Origin of the sequence: Microbacterium sp. C7(2022), assembly GCF_028823665.1 — a bacterium.
Taxonomy (GTDB): Bacteria; Actinomycetota; Actinomycetes; order Actinomycetales; family Microbacteriaceae; genus Microbacterium.
Map to the genome: position 1 here is coordinate 184,643 of NZ_JAPEHV010000005.1, position 20,260 is coordinate 204,902.

The 20,260-nt window shown below is 65.6% G+C and carries 21 protein-coding genes and 1 pseudogene; 13 read left to right on the top strand and 9 right to left on the bottom strand.

Going from position 1 to position 20,260, the window contains the following annotated elements; genetic code table 11:
* Window positions 1–44: 44 nt before the first annotated feature.
* Complete coding sequence (locus ON062_RS09190) at window positions 45–1,643, top strand: ABC-F family ATP-binding cassette domain-containing protein (protein WP_274646838.1); 1,599 nt, start codon at window positions 45–47, stop codon at window positions 1,641–1,643.
* A 9-nt stretch (window positions 1,644–1,652) separates the two neighbouring features.
* On the opposite strand, the gene ON062_RS09195 is transcribed toward ON062_RS09190, so the two are convergent.
* From ON062_RS09195 to ON062_RS09205, 3 genes are read right to left on the bottom strand one after another with little or no spacing between them, the layout of a single operon-like run.
* A complete protein-coding gene (locus tag ON062_RS09195; RefSeq protein WP_274646839.1) occupies window positions 1,653–2,540 on the bottom strand; it encodes an SURF1 family protein in 888 nt (295 codons plus the stop codon).
* Window positions 2,537–2,758 carry a hypothetical protein gene (locus ON062_RS09200; protein ID WP_274646840.1) on the bottom strand — a complete coding sequence of 74 codons (222 nt, stop codon included), beginning with the start codon at window positions 2,756–2,758 and terminating at the stop codon, window positions 2,537–2,539. Before ON062_RS09200 ends, ON062_RS09195 begins: the two co-directional genes overlap by 4 nt.
* Window positions 2,755–3,135 carry a DUF3099 domain-containing protein gene (locus ON062_RS09205; RefSeq protein WP_274646841.1) on the bottom strand — a complete coding sequence of 127 codons (381 nt, stop codon included), beginning with the start codon at window positions 3,133–3,135 and terminating at the stop codon, window positions 2,755–2,757. The genes ON062_RS09200 and ON062_RS09205 overlap by 4 nt, the downstream gene beginning before the upstream one ends.
* Window positions 3,136–3,293: 158 nt before the next feature.
* Here ON062_RS09205 and fabG point away from each other — a divergent pair, with 158 nt between their 5' ends.
* Window positions 3,294–4,004: a 3-oxoacyl-ACP reductase FabG gene (fabG, locus tag ON062_RS09210; RefSeq protein WP_274646842.1), complete on the top strand. Its 711-nt coding sequence runs from the start codon at window positions 3,294–3,296 to the stop codon at window positions 4,002–4,004.
* Between the two features lie 6 nt (window positions 4,005–4,010).
* Here the strand turns inward: fabG and serB are convergent, their stop codons facing one another.
* Together serB and glgC are read right to left on the bottom strand one after the other, a co-directional pair.
* Window positions 4,011–4,670, bottom strand: coding sequence for a phosphoserine phosphatase SerB (serB, locus tag ON062_RS09215; RefSeq protein WP_274646843.1), 660 nt, complete (start codon window positions 4,668–4,670; stop codon window positions 4,011–4,013).
* Window positions 4,671–4,727: 57 nt separating this feature from the next.
* Window positions 4,728–5,972: a glucose-1-phosphate adenylyltransferase gene (gene glgC / locus ON062_RS09220; RefSeq protein WP_274646844.1), complete on the bottom strand. Its 1,245-nt coding sequence runs from the start codon at window positions 5,970–5,972 to the stop codon at window positions 4,728–4,730.
* Between the two features lie 44 nt (window positions 5,973–6,016).
* Here glgC and glgA point away from each other — a divergent pair, with 44 nt between their 5' ends.
* The 3 genes from glgA to ON062_RS09235 all read left to right on the top strand — a co-directional run bounded on the left by glgA (window position 6,017) and on the right by ON062_RS09235 (window position 8,404).
* Window positions 6,017–7,231 (top strand): glycogen synthase, encoded by a 1,215-nt coding sequence (gene glgA, locus ON062_RS09225; protein WP_274646845.1) that lies wholly within the window; start codon window positions 6,017–6,019, stop codon window positions 7,229–7,231.
* A gap of 10 nt (window positions 7,232–7,241) precedes the next feature.
* Window positions 7,242–8,027, top strand: coding sequence for an ABC transporter ATP-binding protein (locus ON062_RS09230; protein ID WP_274646846.1), 786 nt, complete (start codon window positions 7,242–7,244; stop codon window positions 8,025–8,027).
* Window positions 8,028–8,155: 128 nt separating this feature from the next.
* Entirely contained in the window at window positions 8,156–8,404 is a 249-nt protein-coding gene (locus ON062_RS09235) for a type B 50S ribosomal protein L31 (RefSeq protein ID WP_274646847.1), read from the top strand.
* Between the two features lie 46 nt (window positions 8,405–8,450).
* Here the strand turns inward: ON062_RS09235 and ON062_RS09240 are convergent, their stop codons facing one another.
* The gene (locus ON062_RS09240) at window positions 8,451–9,182 is read right to left on the bottom strand and encodes a 3'-5' exonuclease (protein ID WP_274646848.1); all 732 of its coding nucleotides are present in this window, start codon (window positions 9,180–9,182) and stop codon (window positions 8,451–8,453) included.
* Window positions 9,183–9,268: 86 nt separating this feature from the next.
* Between ON062_RS09240 and ON062_RS09245 the strand changes: the two genes are divergently transcribed.
* On the top strand, window positions 9,269–10,168 hold the full coding sequence (locus ON062_RS09245; protein ID WP_274646849.1) for an alpha/beta fold hydrolase: 900 nt from the start codon (window positions 9,269–9,271) through the stop codon (window positions 10,166–10,168).
* Here ON062_RS09245 and ON062_RS09250 read toward each other — a convergent pair.
* Window positions 10,128–10,268, bottom strand: a pseudogene (locus tag ON062_RS09250) (CGNR zinc finger domain-containing protein); the annotation flags it as partial. The gene ON062_RS09245 and the pseudogene ON062_RS09250 sit on opposite strands and share 41 nt — an antisense overlap.
* On the opposite strand from ON062_RS09250, the gene ON062_RS09255 reads away from it, so the two are divergent.
* Window positions 10,227–10,604: a DMT family transporter gene (locus ON062_RS09255; RefSeq protein WP_274647052.1), complete on the top strand. Its 378-nt coding sequence runs from the start codon at window positions 10,227–10,229 to the stop codon at window positions 10,602–10,604. The pseudogene ON062_RS09250 and the gene ON062_RS09255 overlap by 42 nt on opposite strands.
* Here ON062_RS09255 and ON062_RS09260 read toward each other — a convergent pair.
* A complete protein-coding gene (locus tag ON062_RS09260) occupies window positions 10,576–11,049 on the bottom strand; it encodes an Lrp/AsnC family transcriptional regulator (RefSeq protein WP_274646850.1) in 474 nt (157 codons plus the stop codon). The two genes, ON062_RS09255 and ON062_RS09260, sit on opposite strands and share 29 nt — an antisense overlap.
* A gap of 174 nt (window positions 11,050–11,223) precedes the next feature.
* Here ON062_RS09260 and pdhA point away from each other — a divergent pair, with 174 nt between their 5' ends.
* Genes pdhA through ON062_RS09275 form a run of 3 tightly spaced genes read left to right on the top strand, consistent with a single transcriptional unit; the run spans window position 11,224 to window position 14,761 of the window.
* Window positions 11,224–12,348 (top strand): pyruvate dehydrogenase (acetyl-transferring) E1 component subunit alpha, encoded by a 1,125-nt coding sequence (gene pdhA, locus ON062_RS09265; RefSeq protein WP_274646851.1) that lies wholly within the window; start codon window positions 11,224–11,226, stop codon window positions 12,346–12,348.
* Window positions 12,345–13,355: an alpha-ketoacid dehydrogenase subunit beta gene (locus ON062_RS09270; protein WP_274646852.1), complete on the top strand. Its 1,011-nt coding sequence runs from the start codon at window positions 12,345–12,347 to the stop codon at window positions 13,353–13,355. The genes pdhA and ON062_RS09270 overlap by 4 nt, the downstream gene beginning before the upstream one ends.
* On the top strand, window positions 13,352–14,761 hold the full coding sequence (locus tag ON062_RS09275; protein ID WP_274646853.1) for a dihydrolipoamide acetyltransferase family protein: 1,410 nt from the start codon (window positions 13,352–13,354) through the stop codon (window positions 14,759–14,761). Before ON062_RS09270 ends, ON062_RS09275 begins: the two co-directional genes overlap by 4 nt.
* 4 nt (window positions 14,762–14,765) lie before the next feature.
* Here ON062_RS09275 and ON062_RS09280 read toward each other — a convergent pair whose 3' ends face one another.
* Window positions 14,766–15,359: a TetR/AcrR family transcriptional regulator gene (locus tag ON062_RS09280; RefSeq protein WP_274646854.1), complete on the bottom strand. Its 594-nt coding sequence runs from the start codon at window positions 15,357–15,359 to the stop codon at window positions 14,766–14,768.
* Window positions 15,360–15,465: 106 nt separating this feature from the next.
* Here ON062_RS09280 and ON062_RS09285 point away from each other — a divergent pair, with 106 nt between their 5' ends.
* From ON062_RS09285 to ON062_RS09295, 3 genes are read left to right on the top strand one after another with little or no spacing between them, the layout of a single operon-like run.
* Window positions 15,466–17,070, top strand: coding sequence for a carboxyl transferase domain-containing protein (locus tag ON062_RS09285; RefSeq protein ID WP_274646855.1), 1,605 nt, complete (start codon window positions 15,466–15,468; stop codon window positions 17,068–17,070).
* 5 nt (window positions 17,071–17,075) lie between these two features.
* Entirely contained in the window at window positions 17,076–19,097 is a 2,022-nt protein-coding gene (locus ON062_RS09290; RefSeq protein ID WP_274646856.1) for a biotin carboxylase N-terminal domain-containing protein, read from the top strand.
* An 11-nt stretch (window positions 19,098–19,108) separates the two neighbouring features.
* A complete protein-coding gene (locus ON062_RS09295) occupies window positions 19,109–20,260 on the top strand; it encodes an acyl-CoA dehydrogenase family protein (protein ID WP_274646857.1) in 1,152 nt (383 codons plus the stop codon).

The following is a 20,260-nucleotide window of genomic DNA, read 5'->3' on the forward strand; positions in this document are numbered from 1 at the left end:
ATTCGGTCAGGTCTCCCATTTCTTCTACGGAACGGACGTTCGCTGTGCTTGCCGTGCACGACCTCGAAATCCGCGTCGGCGCGCGCGTCTTGATGTCGGACGTATCGTTCCGCGTCTCGGCTGGCGACAAGGTCGGCCTCGTTGGGCGCAACGGCGCGGGGAAAACGACGCTCACCAAGGTGCTCGCCGGCGACCTGCTGTCGGCTGCGGGGCGGGTAGACCGCTCCGGCGAACTCGGCTATCTGCCTCAGGACCCTCGTTCGGGTGACCCTGAGATGCTCGCCCGCACGCGCATCCTCGATGCTCGTGGACTCGGCACTCTTGCGCTGGGGATGAGCGAGGCATCGCTGGCGATGGGAGACCCCGACGAGAAGGTTGCGGCCCGCGCGATGCGCAAGTACGCGAACCTCACCGAGCGATTCGAGGCGCAGGGCGGCTACGCAGCCGAAGCAGAAGCGGCGTCGATCGCGCACAACCTCTCGCTCCCGGACCGAATTCTCGACCAGCCGCTGAAGACGCTCTCCGGCGGACAGCGACGGCGCATCGAACTCGCGCGAATCCTGTTCTCGGACGCCGACTCGATGATCCTCGACGAACCGACCAACCACCTCGACGCGGACAGCGTCGTGTGGTTGCGTGAGTTCTTGAAGAACTACAAGGGCGGGCTGATCGTCATCAGTCACGATGTGGAACTCGTCGGCGAGACGGTCAACCGTGTGTTCTACCTGGACGCGAACCGTCAGGTCATAGACGTCTACAACATGAACTGGAAGAACTACCTTCGCCAGCGCGTCGCCGATGAAGAGCGCCGCAAGAAGGAGCGCGTCAACGTCGAAAAGAAGGCGACAGCCCTGCAACTGCAGGCTGCGCGATTCGGCGCGAAGGCTTCGAAGGCGGCGTCGGCACACCAGATGGTCGCACGCGCAGAAAAGATGCTGTCAGGGCTTGACGAGGTGCGCCAGGAAGAGCGCGTCGCGAAGCTCCGCTTCCCCAAGCCTGCTCCGTGCGGCAAGACGCCACTCATGGCATCCGGTCTGTCAAAATCGTACGGCTCACTCGAAATCTTCACCGATGTCGACCTCGCGATCGATCGCGGTTCCAAAGTCGTGATCCTCGGGCTCAACGGCGCCGGAAAAACCACGCTGCTGCGCATTCTTGCCGGCGTCGATCAGCCCGATACCGGGCAACTTGAGCCGGGTCACGGGCTCAAGGTTGGCTACTACGCGCAGGAGCACGAGAACCTCGACGTCGATCGCTCGGTGTTGGAGAACATGATGTCGGCAGCGCCCGACATCAATGCCACAGAGGCGCGCAAGGTGCTCGGGTCGTTCCTGTTCACGGGTGACGACGTGCTGAAGCCTGCGGGGGTGCTTTCCGGGGGCGAGAAGACTCGGTTGTCGCTGGCGACACTCGTCGTCTCGAGTGCGAACATGCTCTTGCTTGATGAGCCGACGAACAACCTCGACCCGGCCTCGCGAGAAGAGATCCTCGGGGCCCTGGCGCACTACGAGGGCGCGGTCGTTCTCGTGTCGCACGATGAGGGCGCTGTCGAAGCGCTCAATCCCGAACGCGTGCTTATCCTGCCCGACGGTGTCGAAGACATCTGGGGTCGCGATTACGCGGATCTCATCACGCTCGCCTGAGGCTGCCTGCTACTGCAGCGCGTCGAGGAGGGCATCCTCGTCGTCGGCATCACGGTCGCGGCGGCGTTGCGCTCGGCGAGGGGTCGGTTGTCTGGATGCCGCGGCCGCGCCCTCTGCGGCGGCATCCTCTTCGTCTTCTCGCCGGTGCTGGCGTTCGGTTCTGATGACGTAGCCGATGAAGACGAAGCCCATGATCGCGAACAAGATCCACTGGATCGCATACGACAGGTGCGGGCCGGGATCTTCGGACGGCGCCTCCAGTGCAGCGGGAGTCACTGCCGCGGCGGGATCTTCGGACACCATCAACCCGTAAGCGCTGGTATCCATTGCTTCGCCGGTCGCCGCGTCGACCGTCTCTGCCACCAGCGGCACGTTGATGGTCGGAACCTGGCCCTCGGGTGCGGAGCGGCCCGATGACGGGAGCGGTTCGCTGGGGCGCAACCGCACGATGACCGTGGTCTCCCCGTCCGGCGGAGCGGGGACAGCGTCGGGTTCGGGTTGGTCGTCGCCGGGTGGAACCCAGCCACGGTCGACCAGGAAGACTCGGCCGTCGGTCAATTCGAACGGTACCAGCACCTCGAAGGCCGCGGTGCCGCCGTGCGGACGATTGCGGGCAAGCACCTGGTCCTCGAGGACATAGGTACCGACGAGCTCGACGGGGCGCCACTCATCGTCAGGATCGAGCGCGGTCCCGGCGGGGATAACCTCGGCCAGCGGCACGGGGGCAGCATCGTAGTTCTGCTCGACAAGAGCGAGCTGTGCCGATCGGTCCTCATTGCGAGTGAACTGCCAATGTGACAAGAACGTGCACGCGATGGCGAACACGACTGCGAGGGCGATGTAGATGGCCCATCTGCCGGCCTTCGGCAGGCTCTGCATGCTGCGGGCCCGACTCATCGATCCCACTCCGCGGTCTCGTCCGCATCGTCGAGTGGTCGGACGGAAACGGGGAAGTCTCGTGCGGCCAGGTAGTCGTGCAGAAATGCGCGGTGCTGGTCGCACGCGACCCAGGTCTTCACCCGATCGGGTGCGTGGATGCGCGGATTGCGCCATTCGACGCGCCACACAGCGTGGTCTCGGCATCCGGCGCGCGAGCAGATAGCGGATTCGGTCATTGCCGCGTGCCCGCATCATCGTCGGACGGCGGCGCTGGCCTATCGGATTCCTTCAACAGGTAGAACGCCGGCGCTTCGGGAGCGGTATCGCTGCGCTCGGGACCGCGTGCTTCGAGCATGCGCTCGGGGTTCTCGACCGGACCCGCGGACATCGCCTCGCCGTTGTTCGCCGACACGACGGCGACGTAGGGGAGAAAGATCGCGGCTGCGCCGAACAACCATGTCTGCCAGCCGTACGGGGTGATGACGACCATGAGGATAAAGCACACCAGGCGGATCGACATCATGATCAAGTACCGCTTCGATCGCGCGCCAGCGTCATCGCGCGGGGCGCGAGGGAGGGAGGTGGCAGACGGCGTCCGTTTGGTGCTCTTCACGGTTCCTCCAGGATACGCCGCGCGCGCCATGCCTTGGTTCTTCGAGGCTCTCGGCGTGACGAGATGCCGGGGTCGGTCGACCGTGACAGGATGGGCATCGACCTCGTACGGGCGGCTGATCGCTCGTGATCGTTTCCCCTACCCCGCTCGGAGGCCCCATGTCTACGGATCGCGTCGTTCTTGTCACCGGTGGAAACCGCGGCATCGGCCGCGCCATCGCCGAGCGATTCGTCGCCGCCGGATACCGCGTCGCCGTGACGGCCCGCTCGGGAGAAGGCCCTGAAGGCACGCTCACAGTACGTGCGGACGTCACTGACGCTGCGGCAGTCGATGCGGCCTTCAGCGAGGTCGAGCGAGAACTCGGACCCGTCGAGATCGTCGTCGCCAACGCGGGAGTAACGAAAGACACGCTGTTGCTGCGGATGACGGAGGACGACTTCGACAGCGTGGTGGCAACGAACCTGGGCGGCGCGTTCCGTGTGGTCAAGCGCGCTTCAAAGGGGATGCTCCGTGCCCGCTGGGGTCGCGTGATCCTGATCTCCAGCGTGGTCGGATTGTACGGTTCGGCGGGCCAGATCAACTACGCGGCATCCAAGAGCGCCCTCGTCGGATTCGCGCGCTCCCTGACACGTGAACTCGGAGGCCGGGGGATCACCGCCAACGTCGTCGCGCCGGGCTTTATCGAGACCGACATGACCGCTGCGTTGCCCGACGAAACCCAAGCGGAGTACAAGCGCAACATTCCTGCTGGCCGTTTCGCGACGGCCGATGAGGTTGCCGGAGTCGTCACGTGGATGGCATCCGACGACGCGGGCTATATCTCAGGTGCGGTCATTCCGGTCGACGGCGGCCTCGGCATGGGGCACTGAGCGCTGCTACCGGGCCTGCTCGAGCACGGGCAGGAGCGCGATCACCTCAGCCAGGTCAACCGTGCCCACAACGATGTCGGCGCGTTCGCGGACGGCCGGTTTGGCATTGAATGCGATGCCGAGAGCGGCTGCGCCCATCATCACCAGGTCGTTGGCGCCGTCGCCGATAGCGAATGTGAGGCGACGATCCACACCGGCTTCGGAGGCCCAGCTGCGTAGCGTGTCGGCTTTCGCCTGAGCATCCACGATCTCGCCGTCGACCGCGCCGTTCAGTCTGCCGTCTGCGACCGTGAGTCGATTCGCGCGCCATACGTCGACGCCCAGTTCGGGCGCGATGACGTCGAGGATCTCGTGAAAACCACCCGACACCACGCCGACGAGGCCACCGCGACGGTGCACTTCGTCGATCAGTTCCCTCACCCCGGGGGTCGGCTCGATCCGCGCGCGAACACGCGCAAACGAGTCGATATGCACACCCGCCAGCGCGTTGACGCGCGAGCGCAGGCTGCTCGCGAAATCAACCTCACCGCGCATTGCTGCGTCGGTGGCCGCAGCGACTTCGGCGCCCCGTCCGGCTTCGTCAGCGATCAGTTCGATGACCTCGTTGCGGATGAGGGTGGAGTCGGCGTCAAGGACGACGAGGAAGCGCGCAGCGTGAACGGGCATTCTCTAACGCTAGCGCCCGCACGAGGCCGTCCCCGCCCATCGAGGGCGGACTGGGTATCAGCGGTCGACGTGTACGCCCTTGCCGACCACCGTGATCCCGGAGTCGGTCACGGTGAATCCGCGTTCGAGATCTCGTGTGCGATCGACTCCGACGGTCGCACCGTCGGCAAGCACCACATTCTTGTCGAGAATGGCACGGTGGATCCGTGCTCCGACGCCGACACGCACCGAGTCGAACAGGACGGAGTCGGTGATCGTCGATCCACCGGCGGCCAATGTCCAGGGGCCGACGACGCTGCGCTCGAGATGGGTTCCGGACAACACTGACCCCAAGGACACGACCGAGTCGATCGCGTTGCCAATCCGCCCGACGTTGTCGCGAACGAACTTCGCCGGGGGAGAGTTGACAGATTGTGAGTGGATCGGCCAGTCCATGTTGTACAGGTTGAAGATCGGCAGCGTCGAAATCAGGTCCTGATGGGCGTCGAAGAACGAATCGATGGTTCCCACGTCGCGCCAGTAGTAGCGGTCGCGATCGGTCGACCCGGCAACGTCGTTGCGATTCATGTCGTATACGCCGGCCTCGCCGCGGTCGACGAAGTACGGCACGATGTCGCCGCCCATGTCGTGGTTCGACGTCGGGAGTTCACCGTCGGCTTCGACGGCCTCGATCAGTGCGTCCGTGTCGAAGATGTAGTTACCCATCGAGGCGAGCACTTCGTGCGGCGCATCTGCCAGACCTTCGGGATTCTGCGGCTTCTCGAGGAACTGATTGATGCGCGTGGGATCGTTCTTGTCGACATCGATCACGCCGAACTGGTTCGCAAGCTCGAGCGGTTGACGAATGCCAGCGACCGTAGCGCGCGCGCCGGATTCGATGTGGGCTGCCAACATCTGGCGGAAGTCCATCCGGTACACGTGATCCGCACCGATCACGATGACGATGTCGGGGCGCTCATCGTTGATGAGGTTGAGACTTTGGAGGATCGCGTCCGCTGAGCCGGTGAACCACCGCTTCCCCAGGCGCTGCTGCGCAGGGACGGAAGCCACGTACGAATCCAGGAGTGCCGACATCCGCCACGTCTGCGAGATATGGCGGTCGAGACTATGCGACTTGTACTGAGTGAGTACGACGATCTGTCTGAGACCCGAGTTGATCAGGTTCGAGATCGCGAAGTCGATCAGGCGGTATTGCCCGCCGAACGGAACGGCGGGTTTTGCGCGATCTGCCGTCAGTGGCATGAGGCGCTTGCCCTCGCCGCCAGCGAGGATGATTCCGAAGACCTTCGGTGCAGTTTGCATGGCACCACACTAGGACCCTTTCGGCGTGTACTAGCGTTCGTGACATGCGAGTTGACATCATCACCAAGGAATACCCACCTGAGATCTACGGTGGCGCTGGCGTCCATGTGGCGGAACTGGTGCGTGCGATGCGCGCCGAAGCTGGTGATCCTGCTCGACATGTGGACGTCCGCGTGCGGGCGTTCGGTGCCGAGCGCCAGGAGCCCGGCACCACGTCGTATGCAGTGCCCGTCGAGCTCGCTGACGCGAACGCCGCGGTGCAGACAATGGGCACCGATTTGCAGATCGTGACGGATGCCGCCGGCGCTGACGTCGTGCATAGCCACACCTGGTACGCCAACTTCGCCGGGCACCTGGCATCGCTGCTTCACGGCATCCCGCACGTGCTGACTGCCCACAGCCTCGAGCCGCTGCGCCCCTGGAAGGCCGAGCAGCTGGGTGGGGGATACGCGGTTTCGAGCTGGATCGAGAAGACCGCATACGAGGGAGCGGCCGCCATCGTGGCTGTCAGCGAGGGGATGCGCGCAGACATCTTGCGTAGTTACCCGACTCTCGACCCCGACAAGGTGCGGGTCATCTACAACGGAATCGACGTCGAGGCGTGGCATCCGACCGAAAATGCCGAGTTCCTCGACTCCATCGGAATGAATCCTGCGAAGCCGTCGGTGGTGTTCGTCGGTCGCATCACGCGGCAGAAGGGACTGCCGTATCTGCTGCGCGCCGCAGAACAGCTGCCTGCAGACGTGCAGCTGGTGTTGTGCGCGGGGGCGCCCGACACGCCGCAGATTCTGGCTGAAGTGGAAGAGCTCGTGCGTGGGCTGCAGTCCACCCGCGAGGGTGTGATCTGGATCGACCGGCTGTTGCCTCGGGACGAGCTCAGTGCGATTCTCACCGCGGCCACAACGTTCGTGTGCCCGTCAGTATACGAACCGCTGGGAATCGTCAACCTCGAGGCGATGGCGTGTGGCGCCGCCGTGGTGGGCACCGCAACCGGCGGAATCCCGGAGGTCGTCGTCGACGGTGAGACGGGGCGGCTCGTCCCGATCCTTCAAGTGCAGGACGGCACGGGCACTCCGATCGACCCGGATCGGTTTGTCGATGACTTGGCTCGCGTTCTCACTGAGGTGGTGTCGGATGCCGATCTTGCCGCCCAATATGGTCGGGCCGGTCGCGCCCGAGCCACAGAAGCCTTCAGCTGGGAGGCGATCGCGGCGCAAACCGCGGCGCTGTACGCAGAGGTGACCGGCGGCGGCCGTTAGGCTGGACAGCATGCCGCAGGTGCTCGAGTTCTCCGACGTCGTCGTCCGCCGAAACAGCCGCAATATCGTCGACCACCTCTCGTGGTCGGTCGCCGACAACGAGCGGTGGGTCATCCTCGGGCCAAACGGTGCAGGCAAGACCACGCTGCTGCAACTGGCTGACACTCTGATGCATCCCACCTCGGGAACAGTGGCCGTGCTCGGCGAGCAGCTCGGCCGAACCGATGTGTTCGAGTTGCGCCCGCGCATCGGGTTCGCATCGAGCGCGATGGCGCGCCAGATCCCTGTCGACGAGACCGTACTCAACGTCGTGCTGACCGCCGCCTACTCGGTGGTCGGCCGGTGGCGCGAGGACTACGAAGACATCGATGAGCGCCGCGCACTGCGCGTTTTGGCCGAGTGGAGGCTCGATCACCTGGCCGACCGCTTGTTCGGGACGCTCAGTGATGGGGAGCAGAAGCGCGTGCAGATCGCGCGCGCGATCATGACCGACCCCGAGTTGCTCCTGCTGGACGAGCCGTCCGCCAGCCTCGACCTCGGAGCGCGTGAAGAGTTGCTCGCTCTGCTCAGCGGGTACGCGCAAGCGCCGACGACGCCCGCGATGATCATGGTGACCCACCACGTCGAAGAGATCCCCGTGGGATTCACGCACGTGCTCTTGATTCGGGACGGGCGGGCGGTGGCTTCGGGCCCGCTGGCGGAGAACCTCACCGCTGAGACGCTGAGTGAGACGTTCGGCGCCCGCATTGTGCTGAGTGAGGACAACGGTCGTTACGCCGCTCGCGCCGAGCACTGAACGCACGCCGGCTGAGCGCAGATTCTGTACGCGGCCGGAAGCCTGGTAGAGTAGTTGTTTGGTGCATTCGCACCTCAGACTTTGACGTTCTGGCAAAATCCAGGGCACCACTTCTCAAAGGACTTCCCATGAAGACTGACCTCCACCCCGACTACAAGGCTGTCGTTTTCCGCGACCTCGGCTCGGGCGAAACGTTCCTCACCCGTTCGACGGTGACCAGCGACAAGACGATCGAGCTCGACGGTGTCGAGTACCCCGTCATCGACGTCGAAATCTCGTCGGCTTCGCACCCGTTCTACACGGGCAAGCAGCGCATCATGGACTCCGCCGGTCGTGTCGAGAAGTTCAACCAGCGCTTCAAGAACTTCGGCAAGTAATCAGCCGCGACAAAAGGCCCCGCTTCGGCGGGGCCTTTTGCGTTTCTCAGCGGATCGGCCAGCTGCCGTCGACCTGGTCGTCGGGTTCGATTCGTCCAATCTTGATGAAGTACTCGGTAAGGCTCACTGCTTGAGCTCGCGCCCAGGAAATCTGTTGGGTGTGCAGCACGCTGAGGTCGCTGGGCAGTTGCGTCGAATAACGCTCGGCGATCGCCTGCGCCACGCGACCCGCCGCGACCGCGTCTGCGGAGGCTTCGTGCGCGCCGTCCAGGCGGATCGCGTAGTGCGCCGCAACGACCTCGAGGGTTCGCTTCCCTCGTCGGTAGCGATCGAGCGCTTTGTCGACGACGAGCGGATCGATGACCGGCGAGGGTGCGTGGATGGGGTCGACGCCATGGCGGTTCGCTTCGTGCTTGAGTAGAGAGAAATCGAACGGGGCGTTGTAGGCGACGACGGGGATGCCGGCGTCGAGCAGTGCACGGAGCTCGTCGACGATCTCGCCGATCGCACCTCGTGCTGGGCTCCCGTGCTCACGAGCGTGCTCGGTCGTGATGCCGTGCACAGCCGTCGCGCCCTCGGGGATCTCCGTGCCGGGGTCGACCAGCCAATCTCTTGCACGGATCACGTTGCCTGCCGCATCGAGGAGGCCGACGTGGGCCGTCACGATCCGATCGCTCTCGACCTCGATGCCGGTGGTCTCGAGGTCGAACACACCCATGACGCGCGTCCAGGACGGAACGTCGAACAGCGGCAGGGGTGTCGCGTGCCAGGACTGCATGCGTTCAGGCTAGGGGGAGGGTCCGACATGGCTCGCGAGGCGCACCGCCGAACGCGTGTGTGCCTTGCGGCTCGTAGACTCAAGGGGTGCCACCTGCGAATCCGTACGCTGCCCGTCTGGCCGAGATCCCCGTGCGCGAAGACGTCATCGAAGTGCTCGGAACGCCGACTGCGTACTGGACGTATGGCGACGAGGGTGCGGCCACGACCATCATCGCTGTCCACGGGTTCCGCGGTGACCACCACGGCCTCGAACCGGTCGTCGCGTATTTGCCTGGCGTGCGCGTCATCTCCCCGGACCTGCCCGGGTTCGGCCAGACGCCGCCGATTCCGGGTCGTACGCACGACCTCGATGCGTATGCACAGTGGCTGACCGCGTTCGTCGATGCGGTTGCTCCTGGCTCGATCATGCTCGGCCACTCGTTCGGGTCGATCGTCGTGGCGGCCGCGGTGTCGGGGGGATTGGACACGCCGCGCGTGATCCTCATCAACCCGATCGGAGCACCCGCGCTCGAAGGGCCGCGTGGCGTGCTCACGCGTTTGGCCGTGTTCTACTACTGGGCGGGAGCCAAGTTGCCCGCGCGCCTCGGCGATGCGCTCTTGCGAAACGGGCTGATCGTGCGTGTCATGAGCGTGTCGATGGCCAAGACGTCCGACCCGGCGCTGCGTCGGTTCATCCATGATCAACACGACACGTACTTCTCGCGGTTCGCCGATCGGGACGTGCTGCACGAGGCGTTCGTCACCTCGGTGTCGAACGATGTGCGTGCGAGCGCGCCAGCGATTTCGCAGCCCACCCTGCTGGTGGCTGCCGTGCGTGATGACATCACGCCGATTGAGGCAGAGCGGCATTTGGCATCGCTCTTCGCAGACGCCGACCTCGTCGAGATCGACGACGTGGGCCATCTGATCCACTACGAGACGCCCGATCAGGCGGCGGCGGCGATCACTTCTTTCGTCGCGCCTTCCGAGCGCGGTACGCGTTGACGTTCATGCGATTGCCGCAGTTACCGGTGTCGCAGTAGCGCTTGGATCGATTCTTCGAATAGTCCACGTACACGGCGTCGCAGTCGTCGGCCTCGCAGACGGCTGGACGACGCCATGGTTTGTTCCGCTGCTCCTGGTCGCGGGCGTCGCTACCACCCTGGGCTACGGGCTCGGCGTACAGGCCGTGCCTCGCATCGGGTCGCGCGTGGCGTCGTTTGTCGGCCTGTCAGAGGTGCTGTTCGCGCTCGGGTTCGCCTGGGTGTTGTTGGCCGAGGTCCCCGCACCCGTCCAGTTCCTCGGAGGTGCACTGATCTTGGTGGGAGTCGTCCTCGTGCGAATGGATGCCGAGGGTGCAGGCATCACGCGTGCTCCACGGTCGCGCCGTGATGCCTCCGAGCCGCCGGCTCCTACTCTCCCCGCTGTGCCAGCTCCATAAGGGGGGCCACCCGGTGGGGGATGACTTCTCCCATGACCAGCGAGGTCTCCGTTCGCTCGACACCTTCGATCGCGAGAATGCGAGCATCCGTGTCGAAAAGGTGCTGCGTGTCGCGGCACGCGACGCGCACGAGCAGATCGACCTGGCCTGACAGGCCATGGGCTTGCACGATCTCGGGTACGCGATCCAGCTCAGCGGTGATACGAGGCAGGTCGGCTTGGCGGACGAGGACGCTGATGAACGCCTCGATCGGAAAACCCAAGGCCGGAGTTGATATCGACCGCTCGTAGGAGAGCAGGGCGCCGGATTGTTCGAGCCGCGACATTCGGGCCTGCACGGTATTGCGTGATAGTCCGAGTGTGTCTGACAGTGCGACCACCGTGGCGCGTGGGTCGGCGGAGAGCGCCTTCAGCAACTCCCGATCAACGCGGTCGAGATTCCCCATAGTGCGAAACAATAGCACGCACAAAACGCGTCATACTACGCAACATGCTCAACAGGATTCCGGATGCTTGAGCGAGGTGCCATGTCGACGTATCGTCAGGGGGAGCGGCGACGATGCCGCGACGACCCGCGAAGCCCCACCCCCACGAGGTTCCGGGCGCAAGGAGGGATGACGATGACGTACACCCAGACCACGGATGCTGACACCGCGTCCGACGTCGACCACGTGGCCCGGCTGATCGCCTCCGACGGCCGCCGCGTCAACGATCCGACACTCGACGCGTTCGCCGCGGAGATCACCGCCGAAGAATTGCGTGCGCTGTACCGCGACATGATGCTCACGCGTCGTGTCGACATCGAGGGAGTCGCCCTGCAACGGCAAGGGCAATTGGGGTTGTGGGCCCCGTGTCGAGGCCAGGAAGCGGTACAAGTGGGCACGGCACACGCCCTCCGCTCGGACGACTTCGTCTTCACGAGTTATCGCGAGCTCGGGGTTTTCGTCTCTCGCGGTGCGAAAGCAGCCGACTACGTCGTGAGCTGGCGGGGCGAAGAGCACTCCACGTTCAACCCCTACGACCTCAACGTCGCCACGCCCCAGATCATCATCGGCGCCCAAACCCTGCATGCCGTCGGTTACGCGATGGGAATCCAGCGCGACGGTTCCGACGAGAGTGCGGTGGCGTACTTCGGCGACGGTGCGACGAGCCAGGGTGATGTCAACGAGGCCATGATCTTCGCCGCATCCTTCACCGCACCCGTGGTGTTCGTCTGCTCGAACAATCAGTGGGCGATCTCAGAGCCCGTTGGCCTTCAGGCGCGGCATCCGCTCTCTGATCGCGCTCCGGGCTTCGGCATTCCCAGCATGCGGGTCGACGGCAACGACGTCCTTGGTTGCTTTGCGGCCATGCGCTGGGCTCTGCAGCGCACGCGCTCGGGCGCGGGGCCGGCGTACATCGAAGCGGTCACGTATCGCATGGGGCCGCACACCACGTCAGATGACCCGACGCGCTACCGCGATAGTGAAGAGGTCGAGCGTTGGGCTCGACGTGACCCGATCGATCGCTTCGAATCCCTGCTGCGCGCCGAGGCTGTGATCGACGATGGCTTCGTCGCATCGGTGTCCGCTGAAGCTGATGCGCTCGCAGCAGACATGCGCAACGCTGCGCTGCACGCGCCTCGCCGGGCTCCGCTCGGCGTGTTCGACCATGTCTACGCCGAGCCTCACAGCGGGCTAGACGACCAACGCCGCCAGTTCGCCGAGTACCTCGATGGGTTCGAGACGGAGGAGGCGCAGCAATGAGCACGATGACGATGGGCAAAGCGCTCAACGAGGGACTTCGTCGGGCGCTGGCTGATGACCCCAAGGTGCTCCTCATGGGCGAGGACATCGGAAAGCTTGGCGGGGTGTTCCGCATCACGGACGGACTCCAGAACGAGTTCGGCGCTGACCGGGTCGTCGACACACCCCTCGCCGAGTCGGGAATCATGGGCACGGCTGTGGGGCTCGCCTTCCGCGGATTCCGACCGGTCGTCGAGATCCAGTTCGACGGGTTCGTCTACCCTGCGTTCGATCAGATCGTCTGTCAGGTGGCGAAGCAGCACTACCGCACCCGTGGCAACGTGAAGATGCCGATCACAATCCGCATCCCCTGGGCGGGGGGAGTGGGCGCCGCCGAATTCCACTCGGAGTCGCCGGAAGCGTACTTCGTTCACACCTCGGGCTTGCGTGTCATCGCGGTATCCAATCCGCAGGACGCCTATACGTGTCTGCGTCAGGCGATCGCGTGCGATGACCCCGTGGTGTTCTTCGAGCCCAAGCGGCTGTACCACACCAAGGGTGACGTCGATCTCGAGACCGATCTTGCCGATGCCGCGCCGATGGGCCTTGCGCGGGTGGTCCGCGAGGGGCGTGACGTGACGTTGGTCACATACGGCGCCATGGTGCGCACGGCGCTCGACGCTGCCGTCGCGGCGGAGGACGAGGGTGTCTCGATCGAGGTGATCGACCTCCGCTCGTTGTCCCCGGTGGACTATCGGACGGTGTCTGCGTCGGTGCGCAAGACCGGCCGTGTCGTGGTCACCCACGAGGCCGCACGGGAGGCGGGCGTCGGCGCGGAGATCATTACGAGCATCACCGAGCAGTGCTTCCACTATCTCGAGTCCGCGCCCGTACGTGTGACGGGCCACGACATTCCCTACCCGCCCGCGAAGCTTGAGAACCTGCATATTCCCGATCTCGATCGCATCCTCGACGGCGTGGATCGTGTGATGGATCACCACCACACCGCGACGGAGGTGCGCTCATGAGCGAGGTGTTTCGTCTTCCCGACCTCGGTGAAGGTCTCCCCGAAGCCGAGATCGTGCAGTGGCATGTGGCCGAGGGTGACACTGTCGGCTTGAACCAGACGCTCGCGGACGTCGAGACAGCCAAGGCGGTGGTCGAACTCCCGTCGCCGTTTGCCGGCATCGTCGAGACGCTTCACGCTGAGGCTGGCGCGGTGATCGAGGTCGGCAGCCCGCTGATCACCATCGGCGTCGGCGCGGAGCCGGCGTCAGATCGCGAGCCGAAACCGGCTGCGCTTCCGACAGAAGACGATGATGCGGATGCCGCCCCCGGGCCGAATCTCGTCGGGTATGGCGCGGCGCCTCGAAGCACCGATCGCCCGCGCCGCCGTGCGCGGCAGGGGCGGTTGCAGCCAACCCGCGGCGACTCGCGAATCACGACCGACACTGCCGTGCTGGAGGCTGCCCCCCACGACGTCATCGCCGAGGAGAATCCCCACGACGAGAGCGCTGCGGATCCACATGAGCGGCCGCGCTCGACGCCGCCGGTACGCGCGCTCGCTCGACGACTCGGGGTCGATCTGACAACCGTGACACCCTCGGATGCGTCCGGGGTCATCGGTCGTGAGGATGTGGAGGCGGCGGCGGCCGCCGCATCGAACGTGGCCGCGGCGACCGCACCCGTCGGCTACGACGAGCACCTGGACGCGCGCCCCACGGCGGCGAACGAACGCGAAGTGCGCATGCCGATACGTGGAGTGCGCAAGCACACGGCAGCCGCGATGGTTGCCAGCGCATTCACCGCCCCGCACGTGACGACGTTCTTGACGGTCGATGTCACCGCGTCCATGGACCTGATCGCCAGTTTGCGCGATGACTCCGCACTGAGCGGGCGCCGCATCGGGATCATGGCCGTGGCTGCCAAAGCATGCGTGGCAGCGCTCATGCGGCATCCGTCACTGAACTCACGGTGGGATGCGGAAGCCGACGAGATCGTCGAGTACCGCTACGTGAACCTCGGCATCGCGGCCGCGACAGCGCGCGGCCTCGTCGTCCCGAACATTCGCGACGCGCAGAATCTGACGCTCGTCGAGCTTGCTGATGAGATCGCCGCGCTCGCCGAGACGGCCCGCGCGGGTAAGTCGGCGCCGGATGCCATGCGCGGAGGCACATTCTCGATCACCAACGTCGGGGTGTTCGGGGTCGACGCCGGTACGCCGATCCTCAATCCCGGAGAGGCGGGCATCCTCGCCTTGGGGGCCGTGCGGCGCATGCCCTGGGAGCATCGCGGAGAGATCGCCCTTCGCGATGTCATGACCCTGGCGTTGTCGTTCGATCATCGCCTGGTCGATGGTGAACAAGGGGCCAGATTCCTCGCCGAAGTCGGCGCGGTGTTGCGGGAACCCGGCCGCGCGATGCTCTTGACCTGAGCGGTCAGCACACCAGGGCGGCGTACGCCATCGATTCGAGCGTCCGCCGCACCGTTGCATCGTTCGGGGCGGCGATGCCACGCACGCTGTGCGGGGTGGAGTTGATCAGCCCGAACGCTGCGTGAGCGCGCAATCGCAGTTCGTCGTGTGCGCGGTCGGGATGGATCGCGCCGAGCGTGTCTGTCCACACGTCGATGTACTCGCGTTGCAGACGGCGCACGGTGTGTCGGTCGGTATCGGTCAAGCTCGCCAGGTCGCGATCGTGCACGCGAATCACGTCCGCGTCGGTCACGGCGAAGTCGACGTGGAAGCGGATGAGTTCTCGCAGGCGCTCATCGGCGGGAATCTCGGATGCCGCGACCTCGCGACCCCCGGCGAGAAGCCGTTCACTGACCGAGACGAGAATCGCGCCCAAAAGGGCCTGCTTTCCTGCGAAGTGGCGGTACAGGGCTGGGCCAGTGATGCCGACCGCGTTCCCGAGTTCTTCGAGGCTGACGCCGCTGAACCCCCGTTCGGCGAACAGCCGAGCGGCCGCGCGGAGGATGGCGTCAGAGCGGTCGGCTTTCGCGCGATCGCGGTCGGTGGCACCGCTTGTCATTTCAGTTAATCCTCGCTAACGTGGAAATCCGGTTAATGAACACTAACCAACCTGGTCCCGACGCGACAAGCGGCGTGACGGGATCTTGACGTCGAGGGAGATGTGCATGACAGTGTTGTCCACGAGCGCCGCACAGGACGCCGAGTTCGACCGGAACGCACACGCGCAGGCCGAGCTGGCGCGGGCCCTGCGTGATCGTCAGCACCGGGTTGCGCGCGGGGGGTCGGATGCCGCTCGTGAGCGTCATGTCTCCCGTGGCAAATTGTTGCCCAGAGACCGGATCACCCGCCTGCTCGACGAGGGCAGTCCGTTCCTCGAGATCGCACCGCTTGCCGCCGAGGGGATGTACGACGGCGCCGCGCCCGCGGCGGGTGTGATCGCAGGAATCGGTATCGTGCAGGGACGCCACGTGATGGTGGTCTGCAACGACGCGACGGTGAAGGGCGGTACGTACTATCCGCTCACTGTCAAGAAGCACCTGCGCGCCCAAGAGATCGCGCTCGAGAACCGCTTGCCGTGTATCTACCTCGTCGACTCCGGTGGGGCCTTCCTGCCGATGCAGGACGACGTCTTCCCCGACCGGGACCACTTCGGACGCATCTTCTTCAACCAGGCACGGCTCTCGGCGGCCGGCATCGCGCAGATCTCCGCCGTGATGGGGTCCTGCACCGCTGGCGGCGCGTACGTGCCGGCGATGAGCGATGAAACCGTCATCGTGCGAGAGCAGGGCACGATCTTCCTCGGTGGCCCGCCCCTCGTGAAGGCGGCGATCGGCGAGATCGTCACGGCTGAGGAGCTTGGCGGCGGCGAGATGCACGTACGTCGCTCCGGGGTCGCCGACCATCTCGCCGAGGACGACGAACACGCTCTCGAGATCGTGCGCGAGATCGTCGCGACCCTTCCGCAGCCAGCCGCGCCCGCGTGGGATGTCGGTCCAGCCCAGGAACCGGCGATCGACCAGGCGGGCCTCTACGGTGTTGTTCCCGTAGACGTCAACCAGCCGTACGACGTGCGCGAAGTCATCGCACGGCTGGTCGACGCCAGCGAGTTCCACGAGTTCAAACGAGAGTACGGTGACACACTCGTCACCGGCTTCGCGCGGCTGCACGGGCATCCGATCGGCATCGTCGCAAACAACGGCGTCTTGTTCAGCGAGTCGGCGCAGAAGGGTGCGCACTTCATCGAGCTGTGCGACCAACGAGGCATTCCGCTGGTGTTCCTGCAGAACATCTCAGGATTCATGGTCGGTCGCGACGCCGAGGCTGGCGGAATCGCGAAGGACGGCGCCAAAATGGTCACCGCCGTGGCGACCACCCGCGTGCCCAAGCTCACGGTCATCGTGGGCGGTTCGTTCGGTGCGGGGAACTACTCGATGTGCGGCCGAGCGTATTCGCCACGCTTCTTGTGGACGTGGCCCGCGAGCCGCATTTCGGTGATGGGAGGCCCTCAGGCGGCCTCGGTGCTGTCGACGGTCAAGCGCGACCAGGTCGAGGCTCAGGGCAACCAGTGGACGTCCGAGGAACAATCCGCGTTCGAGGCCCCGATTCGCGAGCGATACGAAGAACAGGGAAACCCGTACTACGCGACCGCGCGTTTGTGGGACGACGGCATCATCGATCCGCTCGACACCCGGCATGTCCTCGGTCTCGCTCTCGACGTCATCTCTCGCACTCCGCTTTCTGACCCGGCCTTCGGCCTCTTTCGGATGTGATCGCGATGTCGACAGTTCCCTCTCCACCCTTCCGCACCGTTCTGGTGGCCAATCGCGGCGAGATCGCACGTCGAGTGATCCGGACTCTCCGCCACATGGGGATTCGCTCGGTCGCCGTCTTCAGCGACGCGGACGCCGATGCGCCGCACGTGCGCGAAGCCGACGACGCCGTGCGGATCGGCCCGGCCGCGGCATCCGAGTCCTACCTGAACATCGAGCGAGTGATCGCGGCGGCCCGCGGCACAGGTGCCGAAGCCGTGCACCCGGGGTACGGCTTCCTCTCAGAGAACGCGGCCTTCGCTCGCGCGTGCCGCGAGGCGGGGATCGTCTTCATCGGCCCGGGCGAGGGCGCCCTCGAAGTGATGGGCGACAAGATCCGTGCGAAAGAGCACGTGGCCGCCCATGGTGTACCGACGGTGCCAGGGTTCAGCGCCCTGGGGCTCACCGACGAGGAGATCGCTCACGCGGCGGATCGCACGGGGTACCCGCTGCTGGTCAAACCGTCGGCAGGCGGGGGAGGGAAAGGCATGCAGGTCGTGCGCGAACCAGCAGACCTCGCCGACGCCCTGCAGACCGCGCGTCGCGTAGCCTCGGCGGCGTTCGGTGACGATTCGCTGCTCTTGGAGCGTCTCATCGACTCACCTCGGCACATCGAAGTGCAACTTCTCGCCGACGACCACGGCCGCGTGATCCACCTGGGCGAGCGCGAGTGCACGCTGCAGCGCCGTCATCAGAAGGTGATCGAGGAAGCCCCTTCACCCGTGATCGACGCACCAACCAGGAAGCGGCTCGGCGCCGCAGCGTGCGCCGCGGCGGCCAGCGTCGAGTATCGCGGTGCCGGCACCGTCGAGTTCCTCGTCGCGGGGGATCGGCCCGACGACTTCTTCTTCATCGAGATGAACACGCGACTGCAGGTCGAGCACCCCGTCACCGAACTCGTCACCGGAATCGATCTTGTGGAACAACAGGTTCGCATCGCTGCGGGCGAGGACCTGTCACTCACTCAGGATGACGTCCGATTGACCGGGCACGCGATCGAGGCGCGTGTGTATGCCGAGAGTCCGACCCGCGGGTTCCTCCCCGCCACGGGCACGGTCATCTCGTGGCGCCCACCGGGCGGGGTGCGGACCGATTCCGCCGTCGAGACCGGCAGCGTCGTCACGGCCGACTATGACCCGATGATCGCGAAGGTCATCGCGCACGCTGATGACCGCCTCCAGGCCCTCGAACAGCTCGATATGGCGCTGAAGGACACGGTGCTTCTGGGCGTCGAATCCAATGTGCCGTTCTTGCGCGCCCTGCTGTCGCACGATGACGTGCGCGCGGGCGATCTCGACACCGGGTTGATCGATCGGATGCCGCCACTGCCCGCCAGCGAGCCCGGGCCTGCCGTGCAAAGCGTACTTGCCGCGCGTATGCGTGCCGACGATGACTCGGCCCGCGCGACCGACAGGGGTGCCGCGTGTGCTCGCCCGGCCGTGGGAGGGCTATGGACGACGGCATCGGGGTGGCGTCTGGGCGGCGACCGGGCGCCCATCGCTCGATATGTCGAGACCGACGCGGGCGAGGTGATCACTCTCCACGAGGACGACGCCCTCGTCCCGGCCGGGGCCGTTGTCGCCGAGGATCCACTGGGATGGACGTGGATCTACGCGAACGGCGAGACACACCGCCTCCGCGCGTTGACTCGGCGTGAGGCTGCACAGCGCCGCCTGGCCGCACGGGAACGCCAGGCCGCGGCATCCGACCCTCAATTGCGCGCGCCGATGCCGGGCACCGTCGTCGCGGTGCACGTCGCGGACGGTGAGCGTGTGGAGGCGGGCGCACGAGTCGTGACGATCGAGGCGATGAAGATGGAGCACACCGTCACCGCGGCCCACAGCGGAACCGCTCGCGCGCACGTCGCGCTGGGCGATCAGGTGCGCCGCGACCAGGTGCTCGCCGACATCGACGCCGCCGAGAACCTTCCCACCGATACGCATTCCCCCGACGCCGAAGTCGATCCGACGCCGGTGTCGTCATCCTGAATCGAGGAGATATGCAGAACTACAGCCTGAGTGACGAAGAGCGCGAACTTGCTCAACTCGTCCGCCAGTTCGCCGACGAGGTCGTCGCGCCCGTCGCATACGAAGCAGACCGAACACACACCCTCCCGCTGGACGTCGTGGCGCAGATGGGAGAGATGGGGCTGTTCGGCTTGCCGTTCCCCGAGGAGGTGGGCGGACAGGGCGGCGATCACTTCGCCGTGTGCCTGGCCATCGAAGGGCTCGCGCGCGTTGATCAGTCCATCGCAATCACCCTCGAAGCAGGCGTCAGCCTGGGCGCGATGCCGATTTACCGGCACGGGACGCAGGAGCAGAAGGATCGCTATTTGCCGGACCTGCTCGCGGGTCGTGCGCTCGCCGGGTTCGGGCTCACCGAACCCGAGGCGGGCTCTGATGCCGGGGCGACCCGCACCACGGCGCGACTGCAGGGCGGACAGTGGGTGATCAACGGATCCAAGCAGTTCATCACCAACTCCGGCACCGACATCACCTCGTTCGTCACTGTCACGGCCGTTACCGGTGAGGCCGACGGTCGCAAGGAGATTTCGACGATCATCGTGCCGACCGGCACCGACGGGTTCGAGGTCGGGCCCGCGTATGACAAGCTCGGCTGGCACGCGTCGGACACCCACCCGCTCACGTTCACCGACGCTCGTGTTCCCGAAGAAAACCTGCTGGGTGAGCGCGGCCGTGGGTTCGCCAACTTCCTCCACGCCCTCGATGAAGGGCGCATCGCGATCGCCGCCCTCGCGACCGGTGCCGCAGAGGGATGCTTGGAGGCAGCCCTCGACTACGCGCAGAAGCGCACGGTTTTCGGCGAAGCTCTGTCGACCCGCCAAAGCGCGCAGTTCACCCTCGCGCGCATGCAGCAGCGTGTGCACAACGCGCGGTTGGCGTGGCATCACGCCGCGCGCCTGTGCGACGCGGGCAAGCCGTTCAAGACCGAAGCGGCGATTGCGAAGCTGACGGCGAGCGATGCTGCCATGGACAACGCCCGTGACGCGACCCAGATCTTCGGTGGCAATGGGTTCATGAACGAGTACCCGGTTGCCCGCCACTTCCGCGACTCGAAGATCCTCGAAATCGGGGAGGGGACGAACGAGGTGCAGCTGCTCGTGATCGCACGATCGCTCGGGGTAGCGTGA